This is a genomic window from Hymenobacter fodinae, from assembly GCF_004745825.1.
Classification (GTDB): Bacteria; Bacteroidota; Bacteroidia; order Cytophagales; family Hymenobacteraceae; genus Hymenobacter; species Hymenobacter fodinae.
The window spans coordinates 1,524,639-1,547,952 of record NZ_SRLA01000001.1; the positions used below are offsets into that span (position 1 = coordinate 1,524,639).

The 23,314-nt window shown below is 56.7% G+C and carries 21 protein-coding genes; 5 read left to right on the forward strand and 16 right to left on the reverse strand.

What is annotated here, in order from left to right:
• Positions 1–65 precede the first annotated feature (65 nt).
• Both EU556_RS06470 and kdsA read left to right on the forward strand, forming a co-directional pair.
• Positions 66–668, forward strand: coding sequence for a methyltransferase domain-containing protein (locus EU556_RS06470; RefSeq protein WP_135432278.1), 603 nt, complete (start codon positions 66–68; stop codon positions 666–668).
• 73 nt (positions 669–741) lie between these two features.
• On the forward strand, positions 742–1,566 hold the full coding sequence (gene kdsA, locus EU556_RS06475) for a 3-deoxy-8-phosphooctulonate synthase (protein WP_135432280.1): 825 nt from the start codon (positions 742–744) through the stop codon (positions 1,564–1,566).
• Positions 1,567–2,005: 439 nt separating this feature from the next.
• Here the strand turns inward: kdsA and EU556_RS06480 are convergent, their stop codons facing one another.
• Together EU556_RS06480 and apaG are read right to left on the reverse strand one after the other, a co-directional pair.
• Positions 2,006–2,836, reverse strand: a complete 831-nt coding sequence (locus EU556_RS06480) for an O-methyltransferase (protein WP_135432282.1) — start codon at positions 2,834–2,836, stop codon at positions 2,006–2,008.
• A gap of 192 nt (positions 2,837–3,028) precedes the next feature.
• On the reverse strand, positions 3,029–3,415 hold the full coding sequence (gene apaG, locus EU556_RS06485) for a Co2+/Mg2+ efflux protein ApaG (RefSeq protein WP_135432284.1): 387 nt from the start codon (positions 3,413–3,415) through the stop codon (positions 3,029–3,031).
• A 112-nt stretch (positions 3,416–3,527) separates the two neighbouring features.
• On the opposite strand from apaG, the gene EU556_RS06490 reads away from it, so the two are divergent.
• Positions 3,528–4,193 carry a uracil-DNA glycosylase gene (locus tag EU556_RS06490; RefSeq protein ID WP_135432286.1) on the forward strand — a complete coding sequence of 222 codons (666 nt, stop codon included), beginning with the start codon at positions 3,528–3,530 and terminating at the stop codon, positions 4,191–4,193.
• 110 nt (positions 4,194–4,303) lie between these two features.
• Here the strand turns inward: EU556_RS06490 and lepB are convergent, their stop codons facing one another.
• The 7 genes from lepB to EU556_RS06525 all read right to left on the reverse strand — a co-directional run bounded on the left by lepB (position 4,304) and on the right by EU556_RS06525 (position 10,499).
• A complete protein-coding gene (lepB, locus tag EU556_RS06495) occupies positions 4,304–5,530 on the reverse strand; it encodes a signal peptidase I (RefSeq protein ID WP_135432288.1) in 1,227 nt (408 codons plus the stop codon).
• Between the two features lie 178 nt (positions 5,531–5,708).
• Entirely contained in the window at positions 5,709–6,428 is a 720-nt protein-coding gene (gene dapB / locus EU556_RS06500; protein ID WP_135432290.1) for a 4-hydroxy-tetrahydrodipicolinate reductase, read from the reverse strand.
• Positions 6,429–6,442: 14 nt separating this feature from the next.
• The gene (locus EU556_RS06505) at positions 6,443–7,102 is read right to left on the reverse strand and encodes a DUF5683 domain-containing protein (RefSeq protein ID WP_135432292.1); all 660 of its coding nucleotides are present in this window, start codon (positions 7,100–7,102) and stop codon (positions 6,443–6,445) included.
• Between the two features lie 12 nt (positions 7,103–7,114).
• Positions 7,115–7,729, reverse strand: a complete 615-nt coding sequence (locus tag EU556_RS06510) for a DUF5683 domain-containing protein (RefSeq protein WP_135432294.1) — start codon at positions 7,727–7,729, stop codon at positions 7,115–7,117.
• Between the two features lie 13 nt (positions 7,730–7,742).
• Positions 7,743–8,699, reverse strand: a complete 957-nt coding sequence (locus tag EU556_RS06515) for a ParB/RepB/Spo0J family partition protein (RefSeq protein ID WP_135432296.1) — start codon at positions 8,697–8,699, stop codon at positions 7,743–7,745.
• A gap of 201 nt (positions 8,700–8,900) precedes the next feature.
• On the reverse strand, positions 8,901–9,716 hold the full coding sequence (locus EU556_RS06520; RefSeq protein ID WP_135432298.1) for a ParA family protein: 816 nt from the start codon (positions 9,714–9,716) through the stop codon (positions 8,901–8,903).
• A gap of 102 nt (positions 9,717–9,818) precedes the next feature.
• Positions 9,819–10,499: a metal-dependent hydrolase gene (locus EU556_RS06525; RefSeq protein WP_135432300.1), complete on the reverse strand. Its 681-nt coding sequence runs from the start codon at positions 10,497–10,499 to the stop codon at positions 9,819–9,821.
• Positions 10,500–10,585: 86 nt separating this feature from the next.
• Between EU556_RS06525 and EU556_RS06530 the strand changes: the two genes are divergently transcribed.
• Positions 10,586–12,259: an ABC transporter substrate-binding protein gene (locus tag EU556_RS06530; RefSeq protein ID WP_135432302.1), complete on the forward strand. Its 1,674-nt coding sequence runs from the start codon at positions 10,586–10,588 to the stop codon at positions 12,257–12,259.
• Positions 12,260–12,331: 72 nt separating this feature from the next.
• Here the strand turns inward: EU556_RS06530 and EU556_RS06535 are convergent, their stop codons facing one another.
• From EU556_RS06535 to EU556_RS06550, 4 genes are all read right to left on the reverse strand, one after another.
• On the reverse strand, positions 12,332–12,859 hold the full coding sequence (locus EU556_RS06535) for a DUF6438 domain-containing protein (RefSeq protein ID WP_135432306.1): 528 nt from the start codon (positions 12,857–12,859) through the stop codon (positions 12,332–12,334).
• 181 nt (positions 12,860–13,040) lie between these two features.
• On the reverse strand, positions 13,041–14,936 hold the full coding sequence (gene yidC, locus EU556_RS06540; RefSeq protein WP_135432308.1) for a membrane protein insertase YidC: 1,896 nt from the start codon (positions 14,934–14,936) through the stop codon (positions 13,041–13,043).
• A 332-nt stretch (positions 14,937–15,268) separates the two neighbouring features.
• On the reverse strand, positions 15,269–16,912 hold the full coding sequence (locus EU556_RS06545; protein ID WP_135432310.1) for a CTP synthase: 1,644 nt from the start codon (positions 16,910–16,912) through the stop codon (positions 15,269–15,271).
• 323 nt (positions 16,913–17,235) lie between these two features.
• Complete coding sequence (locus EU556_RS06550; RefSeq protein ID WP_135432312.1) at positions 17,236–18,675, reverse strand: Gfo/Idh/MocA family protein; 1,440 nt, start codon at positions 18,673–18,675, stop codon at positions 17,236–17,238.
• Between the two features lie 214 nt (positions 18,676–18,889).
• On the opposite strand from EU556_RS06550, the gene EU556_RS06555 reads away from it, so the two are divergent.
• Positions 18,890–20,245, forward strand: coding sequence for a D-alanyl-D-alanine carboxypeptidase/D-alanyl-D-alanine-endopeptidase (locus EU556_RS06555; protein WP_135432314.1), 1,356 nt, complete (start codon positions 18,890–18,892; stop codon positions 20,243–20,245).
• 32 nt (positions 20,246–20,277) lie between these two features.
• On the opposite strand, the gene EU556_RS06560 is transcribed toward EU556_RS06555, so the two are convergent.
• The 3 genes from EU556_RS06560 to gloA2 all read right to left on the reverse strand — a co-directional run bounded on the left by EU556_RS06560 (position 20,278) and on the right by gloA2 (position 23,253).
• Positions 20,278–20,682: a cupin domain-containing protein gene (locus EU556_RS06560; RefSeq protein ID WP_135432316.1), complete on the reverse strand. Its 405-nt coding sequence runs from the start codon at positions 20,680–20,682 to the stop codon at positions 20,278–20,280.
• A gap of 23 nt (positions 20,683–20,705) precedes the next feature.
• Entirely contained in the window at positions 20,706–22,607 is a 1,902-nt protein-coding gene (gene serA, locus EU556_RS06565; protein WP_135432318.1) for a phosphoglycerate dehydrogenase, read from the reverse strand.
• 256 nt (positions 22,608–22,863) lie between these two features.
• Complete coding sequence (gene gloA2, locus EU556_RS06570) at positions 22,864–23,253, reverse strand: SMU1112c/YaeR family gloxylase I-like metalloprotein (RefSeq protein WP_135432320.1); 390 nt, start codon at positions 23,251–23,253, stop codon at positions 22,864–22,866.
• Positions 23,254–23,314 lie beyond the last annotated feature (61 nt).

Consider the following 23,314-nt stretch of genomic DNA (forward strand, 5'->3'; position numbering starts at 1 on the left):
CCTTTAGGGCAAAAATAACGGAGTTCCGTACCCAGGCAAGTCCCAAGATACAATCCTGCCACCATATGCAACTGGATTATACCCTTGATGCTGCGTATTGGCAGCAGCGTTATGCTACCGGCCAGACGGCCTGGGATACAGGTGCGGTAACGCCGCCACTGCGAGATTATTTTGCGCAGCTGGGCCCGCCAGATGCACGCCGCATCCTGATTCCGGGCGTGGGACGAGGCTATGAGGCTGAGTACCTGCATTATGCTGGTTGGTCGAATGTATTTGTAGCCGATGTGGCCGCGGCCCCCCTGCACGACCTGCAACAGCGGGTGCCTGACTTCCCGCTAGGCCACCTGCTGCAACAGGATTTTTTTCAGCTGCCCGTTTCGCTGCCCTACGATATGCTGGTGGAGCAGACCTTCTTCTGCGCCCTCGATCCTGACCTGCGGCCCGCGTACGCCCAGCACTGCGCCGAGTTGCTGCGTCCCGGAGGTACGCTGGTAGGCCTCTTATTTGCGACTACCTTTAGCCAGCCTGGGCCACCGTTTGGCGGCTCCCGCGAAGAGTACCACGCGTACTTTCAACCATACTTCAACTTTGTGCACTTCGATACGGCTTTCAATTCCATTCCGCCCCGGCAGGGTCGGGAGTTGTTTATATGCCTGAGAAGAAAATAATGGGGTGGCCTAGGCCACTTGTCTCTGTTCTATACACCCGCCAAGCTTCGGCTAAACTCTAACCTGCGCTTTCATGCTACAAACTCTTGCTAACACGCTGCCGCATTTCCGCAATACTAATTCTGGCCAATTTTTCCTGATGGCCGGGCCCTGCGTGATTGAGGGCGAAGACATGGCCCTGCGTATTGCCGAACAGGTGCGCCACATTACGGATAAACTCCAGATTCCGTACATCTTCAAAGGCTCCTACCGCAAGGCCAACCGCTCCCGCCTCGATTCTTACACAGGTATCGGCGACGAAAAGGCGTTGCGTATTCTAGAGAAAGTAGGCCGCGAGATTGGTGTGCCAACCGTTACCGACATCCACGAGTCGGAGGAAGCAGCTATGGCCGCCGAGTTTGTGGATGTACTGCAGATTCCGGCCTTTTTGTGCCGACAGACCGACTTGCTCATTGCTGCCGCTAAAACTGGCAAAGTTGTAAACGTGAAGAAAGGACAGTTTCTGTCTGGTGAGTCGATGCAGTTTGCCGTGGATAAAGTGCGCCAATCGGGCAACGAGAACGTGATCCTGACCGACCGTGGCAACACCTTTGGGTACGCCGACCTAGTGGTAGACTTCCGGAACTTGCCAGTGATGCGCGAGTTTGGCGTGCCCGTGGTGATGGACGTAACGCACTCCTTGCAGCAGCCCAACCAGAGCAGCGGCGTAACGGGAGGCAAGCCAGCCCTGATCGAGACTATTGCCAAAGCCGCTATTGCGGTGGGCGCCGATGGCCTGTTCATTGAAACTCACCCAACCCCCGCCACCGCCAAATCTGATGGCGCAAATATGCTGTCACTTGATCGGTTGGAAGACCTACTGATTAAGCTCACGCGCGTGCGGGAAGCGGTGCGTTAGGCCACTTCTTTTGCTAGCAAATGGGTGCCAACGGAGGCCACATTTTGCAAAAACATACGCTATATTTGTTTCGTTGAAAACGAAAGTAGCAGAGAGCTTGCGCCCCCTGCTACCGTTACCGCTACAGTCCGAAAAGGAGGTATACGCCTCCGATTCCGCCTAAAGCGGCCACTACTTTTACCATGAAAGTAGTGGTCACATGAATGGAGCATTCAAACTGAAGCCCATCCATGTTTGTACGACCCTTGTCCATAACGACTGGATTTGAGGGTGGCCTAAACACCCTTCTTATCCTGAAGCCCGTGCCCCAAGCACGGGCTTCGCTGTTTTAAGCAGCCGCGTTGGCGGGGTGACAACCGTACGTTTGCCAAATATACTAGCATTCAACGGCTCTTATGCTACTGTGGTTAGTATTTTTAGTTTTGGTTGAGCTTGATGCTTAAGCAGAAAGTCGGCGAGTATGCTCTAGCAGCTTATCTAAGAAGTTATCAAACCGCAGGATAAAGTGCTGTTTAGGCTGCTTGCGCCGGAAGAATACCAATCCAATGAAGAACAAATCAATGGTCAGGGTAACATCTGGATGCTGTTGGATGGCCTTCCAGGCACGGGTCATTTCTTCCGACCAATGGATATCGTCCAATACAAATACGCTGTCATCGGTACGGTGCGCATTCATCAGCTCGAAATAGCGCAGGGTGGGCTCATAACGGTGGTTGCCATCGAAGAACGCAAAGTCAACGGGGGCATTGAGGGCCGCTAGCGCCGGTGCGAGGGTCTCGTCAAGGTTACCTTCCCGGAGCTCTACATTACCTAGGCCTAGAGCAGCAAACGTTTCGCGGGCAACGGCTGCCGTTTGCGGGCAGCCCTCAAACGTGAGCACACGCGCGCGAGAATCGGCCGAAGCCAAGTAAGACGTCGTAAGGCCTAGAGATGTGCCCAATTCAATCACCGTGCGTGGCTGAAACGCATTCACTAGCCGGAACAGCAGCTGCGCGAGCGGCCGGGGCTTGGCAGCAGCACGAGCAATGTCGCGGATGCGGCGGGTTCGGCCGGCCCCTGTGTGCGAGCCAGCCCCAAAGTCACGCACCTGAATACTGGTTGAGCTCTGTAACAGCTCCCGGCGCCGGGTTTCAATGGGTTCGTAAGCGGCAAACTGCCCATCATGCCCAATTACGTGCGCATACAGGCCAAAAACGAAAGGCGAGTGTAGCCCATGCGTGTTGCCTGATTGCAACAGAAACCGGAGGTAGCTAAGAAGTTGAAACAGCAAAATACGAACGTGAGGAGAAGAGCGACCCGTACTACTGGCCTAGCCGCTGACTGAAATGTGCCCAGCAAAGCTACGCGGCTTTTTAAGATCGAATAGGCTACTCAGCCAGCACAGAAACGCCTTTCTTCAACCAAGGCAACAAGCTGCTCTGGGAAGAAAGGCGTTTCTGTGCTGGCCTAGGGCAAGCAACTATTAGTTCAAGCGGTACGGAACCACAAGCGTAAACTCGGGAATTTCAACAGCAAACTCGCTGCCATCCATCAGGCGCTCCATCTGGTATGAGCCCCGCATCTTGCCAAGTCCCGACTTAAGGTTACAGCCCGAAACATACTGGTGCGATTCGCCAGGTTCCAGTACGGGCTGCTGGCCTACTACGCCTTCGCCTTCTACTTCGCGCACGGCGCCGTTAGCATCGTAGATGTACCAATGGCGGCGCAGCAGTTTAACAGTAAATTCACTGTCGTTGCGGATATCAATTTTGTAAGCGAAAACGTAATGTTCCTGACCTGGGCTCGAATAGTCGGGCAGGTAATTGGTGGTTACGCTAACGGTGACACCCTGTGTTGTGGTCGTATTCATGGCTCCTGAGGTCCGGGGTGGGAGAAAGCTAACAGCCGTATTAGGAATTTAGTTTATCTACGCAGCCAGAGCTCCAAGAGGCTTAACCAACCGCAAAATAATATACTCCTGTATGTCTGTAAAGATAGAAGAAAGCTGGCGCAAGGTACTCCATGCCGAGTTCGAAAAACCGTATTTTCAGCACCTGATTGCCTTTGTAAAGGGCGAATATGCCACGGCTACAGTATACCCGCCCGGGCCGCTAATTTTTCACGCCTTTGATGCCTGCCCCTTTGATAAGGTGAAAGTTGTGATTCTAGGCCAGGACCCATACCACGGTAAAGGGCAGGCCCATGGGTTAAGCTTCTCGGTGGCCGAGGGTGTCCGGACGCCTCCTTCCCTGCAGAATATATTCAAAGAGTTGCAGAGCGACCTGCCAAACACGCCTCCAGCCCCTAATGGCAACCTCGACCGCTGGGCTGAGCAAGGTGTGCTGTTGCTTAATGCCACCCTCACGGTGCGCGCGGGCGAGCCGGGTAGCCACCAAAAGAAAGGGTGGGAGCAGTTCACCGACGCCGTAATCCAAAAGATATCGGAAGAGAAAGAACATGTAGTATTCATCCTGTGGGGGGCCTACGCGCAGAAAAAGGGCGAAATCATAGATACTCGCAAGCACCTCGTGCTCAAAGCCGCTCATCCATCGCCTTACGCCGCCGACCGTGGTTTTTTTGGCTCCAAGCCCTTCAGCCAGACCAATGCATATCTGGAGAAAAATGGCCTAGCTCCCATCAATTGGTAGCTAACCAAGTCACGATATAAAAGCAAAAACGCCTTCCTCTCATGAGAGGAAGGCGTTTTTGCTTTGGAAGGCTAAGGACACAAATCCATGCCCATCAATCAACCTCGGTGTTAATCAACCAAGTTGAACAAGCGGTTCCAGCGGATCTTTTTCAGGAAAGATGCGTGTGGGTCTATCGACAACCAAATAAGCACTGCTTTCCCCACTATGTGGTCTTCGGGTACAAAGCCCCAGAAGCGGGAATCAAGTGAGTTGTGGCGGTTGTCGCCCATCATAAAGTAGTAATCCTGCTTGAAGGTATAGCTCGTGAGCGGCTGACCATTCTGCGTAATTACTCCGTTCGGGTCCAGCATCATGCCATCATTGTGCTCGTAGCGTAGAATAATCTTCTGGTACAACGGCGTGTTTTGCGGCGTGAGCTGCACCGTCTGACCTTTCTTCGGAATCTGAATAGGACCGTAGTTGTCCTTGTTCCAAGTAGGATAAGGCGGGTTAGCTAAGGGTTGGCTATACGGCGCGTCAGGGTTATTTGGGAATACTTGCTGTCCAGGCTCAGGCTGCCCAGCCGGGGTTTTCAAATCAATGATGCCTTTTACGTATGGCTGTTGCTTGAAGTAAGCTACTGCCGCCGGCGTCATGTTTACGCGATAACCATCACCATATGTTGGGTCGGGTCCGAATGGAGCAGAAGGCATACCAGTTTCGGTATTGTCGTAGTCGACAACGCCATACTTCTTAAATGCATCCCGCATGTCGTCATTAGGCTGCGATATTTGCAGAAAATAGCTGCTCTGCATCTCGGGGTAGTTCTTGGCAGGCTTACCATTTACCGACACTTGGCCGTTAACAATGGTCAGCACATCGCCGGGAATGCCAATGCAGCGCTTAATATAGTTGGTGCGCAAGTCGGCGGGATGCTCGGCTTCGGTTGGCACGTTGAACACGACCACGTCGTTGTTTTTCACCGAAGAAAAGCCCGGCAAGCGGTGGCTGGTCAGCTGGATAGCCTCCGAGTAGCTCTTGATATTAGTGCCCCAAATAGTTTGGTGCGTGAGCGGCACCTGCAGTGGCGTTTGCGGGGTGCGCGGGCCGTAGTGCAGCTTGCTCACAAACAGATAGTCGCCCACCAGCAAGGAGTGCTCCATGGATGGCGTCGGGATGGTGTAGGCCTCGAAGGTCGCCCACCGGATAAGCGTAGCCGCGACTACCGCAAACAAAATAGCGTCGGTCCACTCTCTGATTGGGCCCTTGTGCTTTTTCGGCTTGCCATTGGTCGTGACAGGTGCCGGAGCCGGTTTATTCTTTTCGAGGTATTTCTCCCAGGATTGTACAGCCATAATAGTCAGGGCCAAAAAACGACAACCGGTACATACCGGTCGCTTCCAGTTATGAACGCCGGAAGATGCGAAATAATGCAATGAAGATAAGCAAGACGTGAATCTGTGCAGTAGTGAGAAGCAGAGTAGGAAGTACCAGGAGCTTCCACAAAGTAATTCCTCTAGCGCACAGGTGCACCTATAGGCCTAGCAGGTCTTTCATGCCGAATACGCCTTGATGGCCCGGAAGCCACTCCGCGGCCAATAAGGCACCCTGCACAAACCCGTCGCGAGAATGGGCCTCGTGCTTTAGCTCGATGGTATCGGCAGGGGAGGAGTACGTCACGATGTGGGTACCCACCACGGCACCTTCCCGTTCCGAGATAATAGCTAGTTCCTCCGGAGCTTGGGTTGCCTCGTTGCGCCACGTAGTCTTATTGGGGAAGTGACGCAAAATGCCCTCGGCGGTTGTCAGGGCGGTGCCGCTGGGCTGGTCTACTTTCTGCGTGTGGTGTATCTCGCGCACTTGCACATCATAGCCGCCAAACTGATGCATTTTGGCAGCTATGTACTCGTTGAAATGGAAGAACAGATTCACCCCCACGCTGTAGTTGGAGGCGTAGAATAATGGTGTACCCGTCTGCTGGCTAAGAGCCTGCGCTTCGGGAAAGTGATGAAGCCACCCAGTTGAACCGCAGACCACCGGAATACCCTGGCGCAGGCAGGCCTGCACGTTCTGGAAAGCGGCATCGGGATGCGTGAATTCAATGGCCGCATCGGCCGTAGCAGCCGTGAAATCGGTGATATGAACGTTGGGGTGTGCGGGATCTACAATGCCAACAATTTGGTGGCCCCGGTCAATGGCCTGGGCCTCGATGGCCCGGCCCATTTTGCCGTAGCCGATCAGGAGAAGCTTCATTCGAGAAGGGAGAGTTATTTTAGGGTAAACGTCAGCGCTAGGCCAGTGGCCGGCTGCTTGAAGGAAGACGAGGGCAGGACAGCTGGGTCTAGGCGCATACTCAGGTCTTCACTGATATCAAAGTCGCGCAGGTGGGCGGCCACCAAGGCATCCAAAATCGTGACACCGTACACCAGCGCGGTGTAAGCGATAAAGGTGTCGCGGTTGCGCCGGTAGAAGACGATGCCCCGCTGCACGTTGGCGATGCTGGTTTCCTGCTTAACCCGGGACCCAGAGAGTTCACTAATGGAAATGGGCTTACCTGCGTTTTGGGCATCAACAAATTGGTTTTTCCCGTTGACGTACTCCTTATAGCGCGTTTGGTAAAACACCAGGCCGTAGCCAATGCCACCTAGGCCACCGTACACCAACGGCAGCTTCCAGTACTGGCGATTATAAATCTGACCTGAACCAGGCAGCACTAACGCCAGCAGCGCTGCTTTCTGCGGCCGGGTTACGCGCCAGCCAAAAAGCTTCTCCGTGCGGCGCAAGGAGTCATTTACATCCGGGGTAGAGACTCGCGCAGAGTCGGGACCGGTAGTAACGGTTTGCGCCTGCCCCGGCAAGGTACGTAAGGCCATCACAATAGTAACCAGCCAAATGAGAAGCACCCGGGGCTGAAAGGTGTGGGGCATGTGCGGCGTAGGTTAGAAAGAACGGTTGGAAGAACGAACCATCAGGGCAACCCGTAGGCCAGGTGCCCAGCCAGAAGAGGCCACTGGCAGGGCTGTTGGTTGCCAGCGAAGGGCTAACTTCTCACTGATATCAAAGTCGTGCAGGTGCGCAATCGTAACGGCATCCAGAATTTGCAGCCCATACACCACCGCATTCAGGCCTAGCCACAAATCCCGGGAAGTACGATAAGAGTTAAAACGGTACAGCTGTGCTGCATCGCTGGGCTCTTTGCTGGAGCGAGGCCCTCGGTCAACTGCCGAGGCGTTGCCTAGAGCCAACTGCATTCTTGCTTGCCGCCCCGCCTTATACTCTCGGTACCGCTGCCAATAATGTACCTCTATATACACGGAGCCAGCTACAGCCCCACAAACTAGTGGCGCTTTCCAAGCTTGCCCGTTATACACCTGACCCGCACCTGGCAGCAGAGCCGAAAATATCCCGGCTTTCTGCGGACGAGTAACAGACCACCAAGCTAGTTTTTCGGTAGCCGCGGAAGTAGGAACTGGTACCTGCGCGTGCGTTGCATGGGCTAGCGGCAGTGCCGCCAACAGCAGAAAGGGAGCTACTGCGTCTGAAAGCCCAGGCATGGCAGGAAGAGTGTTAAGCGGGCTGCAGAATATGCAGAATACGCTGCATGTCCTCTACTGAGTCGAAGGCAATCTTGATTTCGCCCCGACCTTGCGGGCCTGGCTTTACCAGTACCCGGCTACCAAACCGCTCCGTGAGGTGACGCTCGGTGCGGCGCAGCTCAGCGGCTGGTACTACCGGCTCAACGGGCTGAGACGCTTTCTTCTCGCCTTCGGCCGGAGCAGCGCTGCCCGTGCGCACGAGCTGCTCTACGCGGCGCACCGACAGATCCTCGGCCACAATGCGACGGAACAGGCCTAGCTGCTGCTCCATGTCCTCCACGTTTACCAGGGCGCGGGCGTGGCCCATGCTGATAACGTTGTCGCGCAGGCCGATCTGAATATCAGGCGGGAGCTTGAGCAGGCGCAGATAATTGGTAACCGTAGAGCGGTTCTTGCCCACCCGGTCGCCGAGTTCTTCCTGCTTGAGGTTGCACTCGCTTACCAGACGCTGGTAGCTGAGGGCAATTTCAATGGCGTTGAGGTTTTCCCGCTGAATGTTCTCAATCAGGGCCATTTCCAGCATCTGCTGATCGTCGGCCTTGCGGATGTAAGCCGGAATAGCATCGAGACCCGCCAGCTTGGAGGCCTGCAGACGCCGTTCCCCCGAAATCAGCTGGTAGACGTTGGTGCCGGTCTGGCGTACCGTCACGGGCTGGATGATGCCCTGCACCTTAATGCTCTCGGCCAGGTCCTGAAGGGCCTGCTGGTCGAAGTGCGTGCGGGGCTGGTAGGGGTTGGCCTCAATCTGGCCTACCGGAATCAGGCCTACGGAGTTCACGGGGTGAGGCACCAGGCCTAGCCGCTCGCTTTTCTTCTCGTAGCTGCCTTCAATCAGGGCGTTGAGACCCCGGCCTAGGCCACCAATTTTTCGTTTGGCCGCTGCGGCAGCCGCTGCCGGCGTAGCTTTATCTTCGTTCTTCTCTGACATACCTGCATTCAGCTCTCACCTAGTAGTGGCAGACGAGAGCGGGATTCAAAAATACACAAACGCCCGGGATGACCGGGATATTTTTGTTCCACGCCGGAAAAAACGTGGAACATAAAGTAAAAAGAAAGACGGTCAGCAACTTGAGTTACTGACCGTCTTTCAAACTTCTGATTTGGTTAAGCTATAACCGGCTAGGCCACCCTAGGCCGCGGTATCCTCGGCGGGCTGCTCCTGCTCGGGGTCAGCGGAGACGATGTTCTTCTCCACAATCTCGCGGGCAAGGTTCAGGTAGCTGATGCTGCCCTTGCTCTCGGCATCGTGCAGCAGTACCGGAATGCCAAAGCTCGGCGACTCCGACAGCTTCACGTTGCGAGGGATAATGGTATCGAACACCAACTGCTGGAAGTGCAGCTTTACTTCTTCTACCACTTGGTTAGAAAGGCGCAAGCGTACATCGTACATCGTGAGCAGAATACCTTCAATCTCCAGCTCCTCGTTGAGGCGGCTCTGAATGATTTTGATGGTGTTTAGCAGTTTGCCCAAGCCTTCCAGAGCGAAGTACTCACACTGCACCGGCACGATTACGGAGTGCGCAGCCGTGAGAGCGTTTACTGTGATGAGGCCTAGCGAAGGCGAGCAGTCGATAATGATGAAGTCGTACTGGTCCACGAGAGGGCGCAGGGCGTCTTTCATCTTCTCCTCTCGGTTCGGCAGGTTGATCATCTCCACCTCAGCTCCTACCAAGTCAATGTGGGAGGGCATCAGGTCGAGGTGGGGGAGCACCTGGGTGTTCAGGATAATGTCCTGCGCGTTGATGCCATCCACCATGCACTCGTAGATGCTGTTCTGGATGTCTTTCGGGTCGAAGCCCACGCCGGAAGTAGCGTTAGCCTGCGGGTCGGCGTCAACCAGCAGGGTCCGATACTCCAGCGCCGCCAGCGAGGCTGCGAGGTTAATCGAGGAGGTGGTTTTGCCCACCCCGCCCTTCTGATTGGCTACCGCAATAATTTTTCCCATGAGAGTAGAAGCTGTTAGCTACTGGTTTTAGCTGTTAGCTTTTCGTAGCAAGTACAAAAGGTAGTAAGCGAATAGCCGAAAGACTATCCGCCGTTAGCTTTTTTACAAAGTAATGGTTTCTCCAACGCGTAGCAGCACCAGCTCTTTGCCGGCCTGCGTGGCTTTGGCTTTGGCCTCGTCGTGGTCGATAACCAGCGGCGGGAACGTATCGAAGTGCATGCCAATGACTTTGCTGGCCCCCGTCCACTCGGCGGCTATCAGCGCATCATCAACATTCATGGTGTAAAAGTCGCCAATGGGAAGCAGGGCGAAGTCCAGCTTGTATCGCTCCCCAATCAGTTTCATGTCGTAGGTAAGGGCGGTGTCGCCGGCGAAATAAAAGGTTTTGCCTTCCGTTTCTACCACAAAACCAGCGGCTAGGCCACCATATGAGCCATCGGGCAGGGAGTTGGAGTGGGCCGCAGCCACCATTTTTACCTTCCCGAAGGGGAGGCTAATGGTGCCACCCAGGTTCATACCATAGGTTGCTTTCAGGCCTTTCTGCCCAAACCAGCCCACGGTTTCTACCATGCCTACCAGCTCGGCGCCGGTGCGCTGACCAATCTCTTCCACATCCGCTACGTGGTCGCCGTGGCCGTGGCTAAGCAGAATGTAATCAGCCTCAATTTTGTCCACGTCCACATCTTTCGCGAGGGGGTTAGGGCGGATAAACGGGTCGAAGAGAACTTTGCTGCCGCCCGCTTCAAGAAGGAAGCAAGAATGGCCGTAGTAGGTTAAATTCATAGGGAAGGAAGGCCGCGCGGCGGCGCTTGAACCGGAAACCCGGCTTGTGGGATACCTTTGCAAATATACACTGTTTCGTCGTTCCCATGTTTCCGTTTTCGCGCCGTGCTGCCGGTTATGCTTTTGTTCTGCTGCCTCTGCTAACGGCCTGCTCTGAGACCGGCCCGACCACGGATGCCCGGCGCGTATTCCGCTACAACCAGCCCGAGGCGCTGACTTCCCTCGACCCCGCTTTCACAAACAAGCAGGCCAACATCTGGGCGGCCACGCAGCTCTATAATGGCTTAGTGGAGCTAGACGACAGCCTGAAGCCCGGCCCCGCCCTGGCCCGCCGCTATAGCATCTCGCCCGATGGCAAGACTTACACGTTTGTGCTGCGGCCCAACGTGCGCTTCCACGACTCGGAGGTGTTCCCCAGTGGCAAAGGCCGTGCGGTGGTAGCCCAGGATTTTGTGTACAGCTTTAAGCGCCTGCTAGATGGACCCACGGCCAGCCCCGGCGGCTGGATTTTCCGCGGGAAGGTCCTGGAGAATGCCAAAGGTGAGCCATCAGATACCTGCTTCGTGGCTACTAACGACAGCACGCTGCGCGTGTACCTGAAGGAGCCGTTTATTCCGTTCCTAGGCATCCTGACCATGCCCTACGCCTACGTGGTACCGCGGGAGGCCGTGCAGAAGTACGGCAAGGATTTCCGAGAGCACCCAGTGGGTACGGGGCCGTTCCTCTTCAAAGAGTGGGATGAGGGCAACGCCATTATTTACCACCGCAACCCCAACTACTGGCGCAAGGATGCGCAGGGCAAGCAGCTGCCCTACCTCGATGCTGTGCAGATCAGCTTCATTCAGGACCGCAAATCGGAGTTCCTGACCTTTATGCAAGGCAAGCTAGACTTCCTAAGCGGCATCCGGGCCGGCTCCCGCGACCTAATCATGTACCCCGATGGTACCGTGCGCGAGGATTTCCAAGGGAAGTTCCGGCTGCAGAAAGTACCTTACCTCAACACCGAATACCTAGGCCTACAACTGGACCCCACCCGCCTGCGCGGCGATAACGCCGAGGCCGGCAAAGCACTGCAGGATAAGCGCGTACGGCAGGCGCTGAACTACGCGCTCAATAAGCCCGAGCTACTGGCCTACTTCCTCAACAACGTGGGCGTGCCAGGACTCTCGGGCTTCGTGCCGGCCTCGTTGCCATCCTACAGTCAGAAGCTGGTTCCCGGCTATACGTATCAGCCAGCCAAGGCCCGGCAACTGCTGAAGCAGGCGGGGTATGACCTAGGCCACCCATTGCACTTGCGCCTAGCTACGGTAGCCGAGCGGAAGGAAGTGTGCGAGTACCTACAGAAGAACTGGGCCGACGTGGGCGTGCAGGTAGATATTGACGTTAACCAGGCCGCCGCCCACCAGGAAATGGTGGATAACGGTAGCTCGGCCTTCTTCACTAAAAGCTGGCTCGGCGACTATCCCGATGCGGAAAATTACCTGGCGCTGTTCTACAGCAAGAACTTCTCGCCGGCGGGCCCCAACAAAACCCACTTCAAGAGCCTGGCCTACGACCGCCTGTACGAGCAAGCCAAGCTGGAGCAAGACACCGAGAAGCGCTACAACCTCTACCGCCAGATGGACCGCATCATTGTGGAAGAGGCCCCGGTTATTGCCCTCTATTACGACGAGGTAGTGCGCCTCACCCAAAACAACGTGCAGGGTCTCACACCCAACCCCATGAACCAACTGGTGTTGGAACGGGTACGTAAGCAATAGCAAACACAGAAAACAAAAAAGGAGCCCTGACTTACTCAGGGCTCCTTTTCTGTTTTTGATAGGCCTAGGCCACTACTTGGTTACCTCAAAGGCCTTGACCACTTCTTGGTCAATAGAATCGAATAGCTTTTGTAGAGCGGGAGGGAAGTTTTCTTCGGCCTGTACGGTTTTCATGGTGCCGTTGGCGCCCCGGATGGTGAGAATGGTGGAGGGCATGTCGGAGAAATTGGTGGGGTATTCATCTGGCATTTGGAAGAAGCCAATCTTCTGCGCGTCCTGCATGATTCTGGTAACCACCGCCGCGGGTAGCTGCACTTCGCGCTTCCCAGCTGCCGGAGCATACGCAAAGCCTTCGTACTGCATCCGACCATCGGGGAAGAAGCTGGCCTCATAATGCGGGCAGGTGCCGAAGCAGGGCGTCCGGCGGAAGACTACCGCCGGCTGAGCCGTTACTGGGGCTTTAGTGGCGGTGGCCCCCACGGGCTTGGCTTTAGGTTTTGTTTTCGTGGTTACTACTTTGGTAGCCGAGGCGCGCGGAGTCTGCGCGGTGCAGCTAGTCAAAGAAGCAGTTAGCAGCAGAATAGGCAGGAGTAGGCGCATGAGAGTAGAGAAGAGGAGTACGCAGGTGGATAGCCAAAAACCACGCCGGAATGGTTGACTAGATAGTGACCTAGGCCAGTACCGCAACGTGGCCACAGCCTATTAGAAGCAGTACGATATTCGTTCTAAAACAGAAAGCCCCAGTTGCGGCTGCAACTGGGGCTTTCTGTAAGGGAGTGGCCTAGGAGCGACGCGTTTTACGCGGCTTCTTCGGAGATATATCCGAAGCACCGGTGCCAGAGTCAGCATCATCCGAGTCGTCGGTGTCGTTGCTGGCGGCAGGGCGGGCGCCAGCGCCTTGGCGGGCTTGGGCTTCTTTCTCCTGGGCAGCTTTCATAGCATCTTGGAGGCGGGCCGCAAAGCCGCTAGGCTTCTTGTCCTTGTTCTTAATCTTGTTGGCTTCCAACTTGGCGCGCAGCTTGGTGTCATCCACGAAGCGGCGGGTAATGGCCTGCTGAGCCAGCGTTACCAGGTTAGAGATGAGGTAGTACCAGGTCAGACCGGCTGAGAAGCTGTTCAGCACAAAGAAGAAGATCAGCGGCATGAGGTAGCTGTAGAACTTCATCGGGCCCTGCATGGCGGCCGGGTTGTTCTGGTTGCTCTGGTAGGTCATGGCCAGCGTCGAAAGCGTCATCAGCAGGGTGAACAAGCTGATGTGGTTGCCCAGGAACGGCACCGTGAAGGGCAGCTTAATCAGGTCGTCGTAGGTGCTCAAGTCGTGTGCCCACAGGAAGGGCTGCTGGCGCAGCTCAATGGCGTTGGGGAAGAACTGGAACATGGCAAACAGAATCGGCAGCGTGAGCAGCGTGGGTACGCAGCCACTCAGCGGCGAGACGCCCATGCTGCTGTACAGCTTCATGGTCTCTTGCTGCTGTTTCATCTGATCCTCGGGGTACTTCTCCTTGATGGCGTCAATCTCCGGCTTCAGCACCTTCATCTTGGCCTGCGACTCATACGTTTTGTAGGTCAGGGGCCAGGTCACCAGCTTGATCAGCACAACCAGCAGGGCAATGATGATGCCGTAGGAGCTGATGAACTGCTCCAGAAAGTGGAAGGTGGGGAGCACCACAAAACGGTTTACCCAGCGGAAAATGCCCCAGCCCAGGTACACGTTGCGGTCGAAATCTGGCGCTACTTCCTTTAGGGTGTTGAAGGAGTTCGGGCCGAAGTAAAAGCGGAAGTTGGCTTTGCCCTGCTGCACATCGGCGGCCGGAATGGTCAGCGTGCTGCTCAGAGTCTTGATGAAGGTCGAGTCGTTGAGGTCAACCGTAGAGTTAAGCTGGCCCGACTGAAACTGGTTGTCGGCCACGATGCCGGCCACGAAGAAGTCGTGCTTGTGCGCAACCCACTTCAGCGGCTCCGTCACCTTTATTTCTTCCGGCTTCTCCGAGGCTTCAGCCAGGGCGGTATGGTCGCCGGAAACGAGGTATCGGTTGATGGTGGTGTGGTTGCGGTTTTGCTTCATGTCCTGCTCCGTCTGGCGCACACGGTCCAAGAAGGTGAACGTGAGCGGCTCCTGGGCCACCACGCTATTCAGGTTGTTGAAGCGCAGGTTATAGCTCAGCTCGAAGCTGTTGGCGGGCAGAGTGTACAGTTGCTCAATCTGGCCACCAGCTACATCGGCTACAAACCGAATGGCCGTATTGCCTTGAGGTTCAGCCCGGAAGTACAGGTCTGAAAGCTTTACCTGACGGCCGTCGGTAGTGCGGAAGCGAGTGTCTAGTTGGGCGCTCTGGGCGTCGAACAGATCAAGCTGCTTGCCGAAGAAGGTCTTATACTTGTTCAGACGAACAGCCTCTACACGGCCACCTTTTGAGGAGAACGTTATGGTGAGGTTGTCGTTTTTCAGCTCCGTAGTTTGGGCGCTGCCCACGCCAGCGGCACCGAAATCACCCAGTTGCTGAGCAGCCGCGGCGGAATCCAGTGGTGCGGGAGTAGCAGCAGCGGCCGGAGCAGCGGCGGTGGTTTGGGCTGGCTTCTTGGCTTCGTCGCTCGGCTTGGGGCGGGGCACGACGTAGAGGTAGATGATGAGCAAGGCCGATATCAAAAACAGGCCAATTGCTGAATTTCTGTCCATTAGTAGTGGTACGTACAGAGAAAAAAGATCGAAGCCACCACCAGCGGCAGCCCCGCGTCCCCGTCAAAAATCCGGCGACATTCCCGCAAAGGTCGGACTTGTCAGGCGAATATTTGTTGAGTCGGCTCTTTTGTCAGGAGGAAAGGTGAAAATGCGTGGGGTAGACTGGCGAAGTAGTTCGATAAACAGCACGAATCATCCTACCAAAAGAACGTCATTCCGAGCTTGTCGAGGAATCTCGCGTGCTGGCAATAGGGTTACTATTACAACATCAGCACGTGAGATTCCTCGACAAGCTCGGAATGACGGTCTCTGTAGATTGCCTTAGTGGCCTACACCTTCCGGTGCTGAATGGCGGCGCGCACGAAGCGCACGAACAGTGGGTGTGGGTTTTGCACCGTGCTCTTTAGCTCGGGGTGGAACTGCCCGGCCACAAACCAAGGGTGGTTGGGTACCTCCACTACTTCTACTAGGCCAGTGTCGGGGTTGATGCCCGAAGGAATCATGCCGGCCTCCTCAAATTGCTTGAGGTACTCGTTGTTGAACTCGTAGCGGTGGCGGTGACGCTCGCTGATGTGGTTGCGGCCGTAGGCCTTAGCGGCTTTAGAGCCGCGGCGCAGCTCGCAGTCGTAGGCGCCCAGGCGCATGGTACCGCCCTTTTGGGTGATGTTTTTCTGCTCCTCCATCATGGCAATGACGGGGGCAGGCGTCTGCGGATTCATCTCCGTAGAGGAAGCTTCCGATAGGCCTAGCACGTTGCGGGCGTATTCCACCACGGCCACCTGCATGCCCAGGCAAATGCCGAAGAACGGAATGCCGTTTTCGCGCACGTGCTTCACCGCCAAGATCTTGCCCTCAAAACCTCGCTCACCAAAGCCGGGCGCTACCAACACGCCATCTACGCCGTGCAGCAGCTGAGCCACGTTGTCGGGGTTGATGTGGTCAGACTGGATGCTACGCACGGTTACTTTGCACTCGTTCTGAGCGCCAGCGTGTACGAATGCTTCGTTGATAGACTTGTAGGCGTCGGGGAGCTCTACGTATTTGCCCACGAGGGCGATGGTTACTTCCTCGGTGGGGTTTTTCAGGCGGCCTAGGAAGTCTTTCCAGGTTTCCAGGTCGGGCTGAGCCGTGCCGCCCTGTAGTTTCAGCTTCTTGATTACGCGCTCATCGAGGTGCTCTTTGAGCATGAGCAGCGGCACCGAGTAGATGCTGTCGGCATCAAGGCTCTCGATAACGGAGTTGATGTTGACGTTGCAGAACAACGCGATTTTGCGACGCATCTCGGCCGGAATAGGGTGCTCGGAGCGGCACACCAGAATATCGGGCTGCAGGCCGGCGCTGCGCAAGTCGCGTACTGAGTGCTGGGTGGGCTTGGTTTTCAACTCGCCAGCCGCCTTCAGGTAGGGCAGCAGGGTGAGGTGAATAACCAGGGAGCTGTTCTCGGGCAGTTCCCAGCGCAACTGGCGCACCGACTCGACGAAGGGCAGGCTCTCGATGTCACCAATAGACCCCCCGATTTCGGTAATCACCACGTCGAACTCGCCGGTTTGACCCAGCAGTAGCATGCGGCGCTTAATCTCGTCGGTGATGTGGGGCACTACCTGCACGGTTTTGCCCAGGTAAGCACCCTCGCGCTCCTTCGTGATAACGTGGTCGTAGATGCGGCCGGTGGTCACGTTGTTGGCCTGCGAGGTAGGTACGTTCAAGAACCGCTCGTAGTGGCCTAGGTCGAGGTCGGTTTCGGCGCCGTCGTCGGTTACATAACATTCGCCGTGCTCATACGGGTTGAGCGTGCCGGGGTCGATGTTGATGTAGGGGTCGAACTTCTGGATGGTGACACGGAAGCCGCGCGCTTGCAGCAGCTTGGCCAGGGAGGCAGAAATGATGCCTTTGCCCAGCGAGGAGGTCACTCCACCGGTGACGAAAATGTACTTGGCCGTTGCAGCCGTGGGGGTAGGGGTTCGGTCTGGCATAACGGGAAACAAAGTTAGCGGGAATAATTCGGCCCCGCCTAGGAAAGTTTGCGCTACGCGCGAGGGAACTGAGTAATTAATTAAAGCCACCACCCCTAGCCCCTCCTATCTCAGGAGGGGCTAGGGGTGGTGGCCTGGCCTAGAATAACTTAGACAGACCGTCATGCTGAGCTTGTCGAAGCATCTCTACCGCTTCTGTAGGCCACTTATTTAGCCAGAGGTAGAGATGCTTCGACAAGCTCAGCATGACAGTGTCTACCACAACATCAGCAGGCGAGATGTCTCGACAAGCTCGACATGACGGGCTGGATAGACAACGGTTCCTAGGCCTGTTTTGGCTCAGGGCCGCGGAAGACGTCGGTGCCTTTTACTTCGGTTAGCTTCACGGGGCGGCCTTCGCGGGCCGACTGGTAGATGGCTTCCATGATGCGGTGGTCCTGCAGGCCTTCTTCGCCGGGGGTGTGGGGCGCTTTATCTTCCATCACGCACTCCGAAAAGTGGTCCATTTCGGCGGCAAACTGATTTTTCTCGCTCAGCACAATCTGGTTCTTCATCTTGGCGGGGCCTTCGGCGTGCGAGGTTTGCAACTGTTGGCCAGTGTAGGCGTAGGCGTTGTCTACGTGAATCCAGCCGCGCTCCGTGTTCACGCGGTAAAAGCGCGAGTCATGGGTGTTGTAGTGGGTGATGCAGTTCACGAGGACGCCCTCCGGGAAGCGCATCTGCCACGACATTACTTCCTCTACTTCTTTGAACAACGGGTTGCCGGGCGTGCTGTAGGAGTAGGCAAAGACTTCAGTGGGCTCGTTGCCCAGCACAAACCGACTGGTGTTCAAGCAGTACAGACCAATGTCGGGGAGGGCGCCGCCGCCCGCTAGGGCTTTCTTGTGACGCCAGTGGTCGGGGTTGGCGGAGCTTTGGCTGTTCTGGGCTTCAATGTATTTGGGCTTGCCAAACTTGTTGTCGCGCACCATATCCCGCACCTGCCGGTTGTAAGGCTCGTACTGGATGCGGTAGGCCACCATCAGCTTTTTGCCGGCCTTCTTGCAGGCGTCAATCATGGCCTGGCACTCGGCGGAGGAGTTGGCCATGGGCTTTTCGCAAAGGATATGCTTGCCCGCCTGCGCACCCCGAATGGTGTACTCGGCGTGCATGGAGTTAGGCAGCACAATGTAAATCACCTGCACCTCGGGGTTGTCCTTGAGCTTGTCGTAGGTTTCGTAGCTGTAGCAGTTTTCGGGCTTGATACCGTACTGCTGGGCTACTTTCTTGAGCTTCTCGGGTGAGGCGCTAACCAGGGCCACCGGCTTCGATTTCTTGCACTCCCCGAACGCGGGCAGAATCTCCTCCAGGGTAAGGTGGCCTAGGCCTACCAGGGCGTAGCCCACGCGCTTGTCGGGCGGTAGGGGAGTGGGCACCGGCCCCGACTGCGGGTCTACGTCCGACTTCCACTTTTCCAGCTCAATGGGCTGATCCAGCGCCGTAGGCACCTTAGCCGGCGGCGACACGGCCTCTGAGGACGGTACTTTCTGCCCAGCGGGTGAAGTGTAGGTAGTGGAGCCGTTTACCTCCGAAGCGGGCGTACCCGTGGTGGGCGTGGTAGCGGCTTTGGCGTCGGCGGGGCCTTCCGACTGGCAGCTGGCCAGGGTGCTGGCTGCTACGCCCACGGCCAAACCGCGGCCTGCCAGCGATAGAAACTCTTTACGGGATACTTCCCGGCTGGCCTCGCGCAGCACGGTGTTAAGTAGTTCATTGGTAATAGACATGGAGCAGAAAGTCAGGTGATGATACACAGAAGCATACTGTCTAGCTGATAGGAAGTTGCTCCTGCCCACAATCATGAACCTGCCCAAGCGGGGAGTAAAGCCAGCAACCTCTCGGCGCTACCAGTGCAGAAGTGGCCTAGAGGAAAGCTAAAGACTTGAAAAGCGCCACGCTTTTGCCCAAGTTGCGAGAGTTTTTGCCCATTGCCTCCCCTCCATGTCGTTCTTTCGTTTCTTCCTGAGTGCGCTGCTAGGCCTATTGGCCCTGCTGGCTACGCCGGTTGTTGCCCAGAAAAAAGCAGTGCCCGCAGTTACAAACCCTGCTAGGCCAGTCTGGCTAGAGCAGATGCTTCAGGAGTCGGCGGTGCTGCGCCAGCACAACGTGGGCGTTTGCCTGACCGATGTGGCTACCGGCCAATCGGTGTATGAGCTGAACTCCGACCGGTATTTCACGCCAGCCAGCACCATGAAGCTGTTCAGCCTCTACGCCGGCTTGCACTTGCTGCCCGACTCACTACCCAGCCTGCACTACGTACTGCGCCCCGATTCTTTGCTGTTCTGGGGCACCGGCGACCCAACCCTGCTCCACGGCGATGTACCTTCTAGCCGGGCCCTCATCTTCCTGCAAAACCGCCCCGAAAAGCTGTTCTATGCGCCCGTGCCCTGCGTAGAGCCCTTCGGCCCCGGCTGGACCTGGGACGACTACAATTACTACTTCCAGCCCGAGCGTGGCCCCTTGCCAGTGTACGGCCACACCGTGCGCTTCTATGGCAAAGCCGGGCAGCCGTTGCCCCGGGTGTACCCTAAATTCTTCCGCCCCCTCACTGAAGCGGCATCGGCACAACTCCCTAACCCTACTGACGACCACGTGCGCCGGGCTGTGCTCGAAAACCGCTTTACCGTATTTCCCAGCGCCAAAAACTGGGTGGATGAGACGCCCTTCCGGACCAGCCAGACCTTGTTACTGCAACTGCTGCAAGACACGTTGCGGCGCCCCATCGTGCCGCTGGCGTTGCGCTTGCGGCCTCAGGATTCAGTGCGTACCCTGCGCGGCCTGCCCGTAGATTCACTGTACCGCCGCATGCTGCGCGTGAGCGACAATTTTCTGGCTGAGCAACTGCTGCTGATGTGTGCCTCCAGCCTCAGCAATGATTCCCTGAGTACCAAACGAGTTATTCGGGCCATGCAGGCCAACTACTTGCGCACCCTACCCGATGCCCCACAGTGGGTAGATGGCTCTGGCCTCTCGCGCCTCAACCTTGTTACGCCGCGCACATTAGTAGCCTTGCTGCTAAAGCTGCACCAGGAGGTGCCCGAAGCGCGCCTATTTGATCTGCTGGCCACCGGCGGAGGGCAGGGCACGCTGCGCCGCGTGTACCGCGACCCGCGTACCCCCTGGCTGTGGGGTAAAACCGGTACGCTCAGCAACAACCACAACCTCTGCGGCTACCTCCGCACCAAGTCGGGCCGGCTGCTGGCGTTCAGCTTCATGAACAACAACCACATCGCCGAAACTAGCGCCATCCGGAAGGAAATGGAACGTGTGCTAACCCAAGTGCGGGAGCGGATGTAAATTCAAACCCATTTCTACTACCAAGAATTGCTCTAGTTCTCGGAAATAGCCTTATTCGTGGGAATAAAGTGTGAAGAGGCTTCGGCAGGAAAAGGCAGATATAATCGTTCCCACATTTCTCCTTCCAAGAGGTCCCATTGGTGGCCGGGGCCTTGCGTATCCTCAGCCAGAAGGAGTATGCCGGGCTCCAGAATAAAGGTGTCGCCGTTGCTGACGGTGAAGCGCAACTTGCCCCGCAGTGTAACTACATATTGGGGGCGCGGCGCCGGGTGGGGCTTTTTCTGGTAATCGTATATGACCGTTTCGGCTTCGAAAAAGCTAACAGGCAGCGGCACGCTGGTAGGCAACGTGCCTACTTCAAACGTGCAACTGCCATCCGCCAAGTTGAAGAGGCGGATGGCGGGAATAGTTTGCTGCGCGTGGTTCTCTGCGGTCATAAGTCTAGCTTCAAGATAGTGGCCTAGTACAGCACCCGGAACTTGATGGTGTGCTCTACTTTGCGCAGTTCCCCAATTACCTCTTGCTCGTACTGCTTGTCGATGTCGGTAATCACGTAGCCGATGTGCTCGTTGGTTTTCAGGTACTGGCCTAGAATGTTGACGTGGTGCTGGGCCAGCACGTTGTTAATGCGGGCCAGCACGCCGGGCACATTGTGGTGAATGTGGATGAGGCGGTGGGCCTGCTGGTCGGGAAGCTGAATGTTGGGGAAGTTGACGCTCTGCTGGGTGTTGCCGGTGTTCACGTACTGCATGATGCGCTCAGGCACGAACTCGGCAATGTTGCGCTGGGCTTCGGCGGTGCTGCCGCCAATATGGGGAGTGAGCAGCACGTTGGGCAGGCCCCGTAGCTCGCTCTCGAAGCTCTCCTGGTTGGTCTTGGGCTCGTACGGAAACACATCAACGGCCGCGCCGCCCAAGTGACCGGAGCGTAGCACGGCCGCCAGCGCCGCTACATCTACCACGTGGCCGCGGCTGTTGTTGAGCAGCAGGGCACCCGGTTTCATCATGGCTAGCTCCGCGGCCCCAATCAGGTTGGTGTTGGCGGGGCGGCCATCTACGTGCAGGGTCACGATATCCGACTGGCGGAGCAGCTCCTCCAGGGTGCGGCACTTTACTGCGTTACCGAGCTGCAGCTTTTCGGCCACATCGTAGTAGAGCACTTGCATACCCACTGCCTCGGCTACTACCGAAAGCTGGGAGCCAATATTGCCGTAGCCCACAATGCCGAGCTTTTTGCCCCGAATTTCAAAGGAGCCTTTTGCCGACTTATCCCACTCGCCTTGGTGCATTTTGGGGCTTTTCTCGGGGATGCGGCGGGCCAGCATAATGATTTCGCCGAGGGCTAGTTCTACTACCGAGCGGGTGTTGGAGAAGGGGGCGTTAAACACGGCTACGCCCTTCTTCATGCAGCCCGTCAGGTCAATCTGGTTGGTACCGATGCAGAAGGCGCCCACGGCAATCAGGCGGTTGGCGGCTTCCAGCACCCGGGCCGTCACCTGAGTTTTGCTCCGGATGCCCAGAATGCTCACGCCCTCAATCTGCTGCACCAGTTCATCTTCGTCTAGGCCACCCGGCACGGAGTCAACCTGGTAGCCTTCCTGGCGAAACATCTCCGCGGCGCGCGGATCGGGGTTTTCGAGGAGCAGAACTTTGATGCGGTTTTTCGGATAGGAAAGGGTCATCGGAAGCTTATTCTGGTAGAGAAATTCGTCGAAAGAGGGCAGCACTTCATCGGCGCGGGCTACTACGGCCTCGCGGTGCACGTTTTCGGTGAAGGCGTAGAAGCGGTTGGCTAGGCCTGCCTCCCGGATCTGGTAGTCGGTGTAGCCGTCGCCGAGGGCGTACACGTCGCCGGCCAGATCAAGCTGGCGAAGCTGCAGGATTTTGCCGCCGTCGCGGCTGAGCACGTTTTCCGTGTCGAAGCCGGTGATGCGGCCGTCGGCATCAAAGGTGAAGGTGTTGGCCAGCACGTGGTCGGCGTCGATGCCAAACTCAGCTACCACTGGCTCAATAAACTCCCGAAACCCGCTGCTGACGATGTACACCCGCCCCGGAAAGCGCTCAAAGAAGTCGCGGTTGCGCCGGATGCTTTCTGAAACCTTGCCTTTTAGGCGTTCCACTAGCAGCCCAATGTGCTCGCGCCGGGCCGGCAGCAGCTCCAGCCGCTGCTTCAGCGACTCCGAGAAGTTCAGCTCCCCGCTCATACCGCGGTCGGTGAGGGCCCGTATGGCGCCTACCACTTCCTCCCGGTTGGGTTGGCCCTGCAGGGCAATGTCGGCCAGTTCATCGAGCCCTTCTACCTGGGTAAAAGTGCTGTCAAAGTCAATGATAAGGTAGGGGAGCGGTTGGTGCGGTTCGGGCATAGCGGGGGCAAGGTAGAACGGAATCAGATGACCGCCATAGCCGCAAGCGCACAACTACGATTTCAAACGCCGCTGTAGATGCTGGGCCTCGCCATCTGCCACACTATACGTAAAAGCTGCTAGGCCACTCAGGCAGCTGTAATTGCCAGTGGGTTTATTCATTACTAGTGAGCATAGTATGCAAGCTCACTTGGCCTTTCGGGCAGGGCCAATGCCCAACGCCTCGGCTACAGCCGGGGCTTTTGCTGGTAGTGGCCTAGACCTCGTAAAACTCAATCGGTAGCCCGTCGGGGTCCTGGATGAAGGTGAAGCGGCGGCCGGTAGACTCATCTACTCGGATGGGTTCGTAGGCCACTTGGGCTGCTTCCAGGCCGAGCACGGTGGCGTCAAGGTCTGCAACGGCAAAAGCAAGGTGGCGGAGGCCAGTGGCTTCGGGGCGTGAGAGGCGAGCCGGCGTTTCGGGGAAGGAAAACAGTTCGATCAGGTACTGCCCATTGAGGGCCAGATCGAGCTTATAGGAGTCGCGCTCGGCGCGGTAGATTTCCTGCTGGATTTCCAGGCCTAGCACCTCGGTATAAAACCGTTTGGAAACGGCATAGTCGGAGCAGATGATGGCAATATGGTGGACGCGGAGCAGGGAAAGCATCGGGAGTAAAGTAGGAGAGCAGGAGGTAGCGCGGCAATATCGGGGAAAATGATTTTCTTCT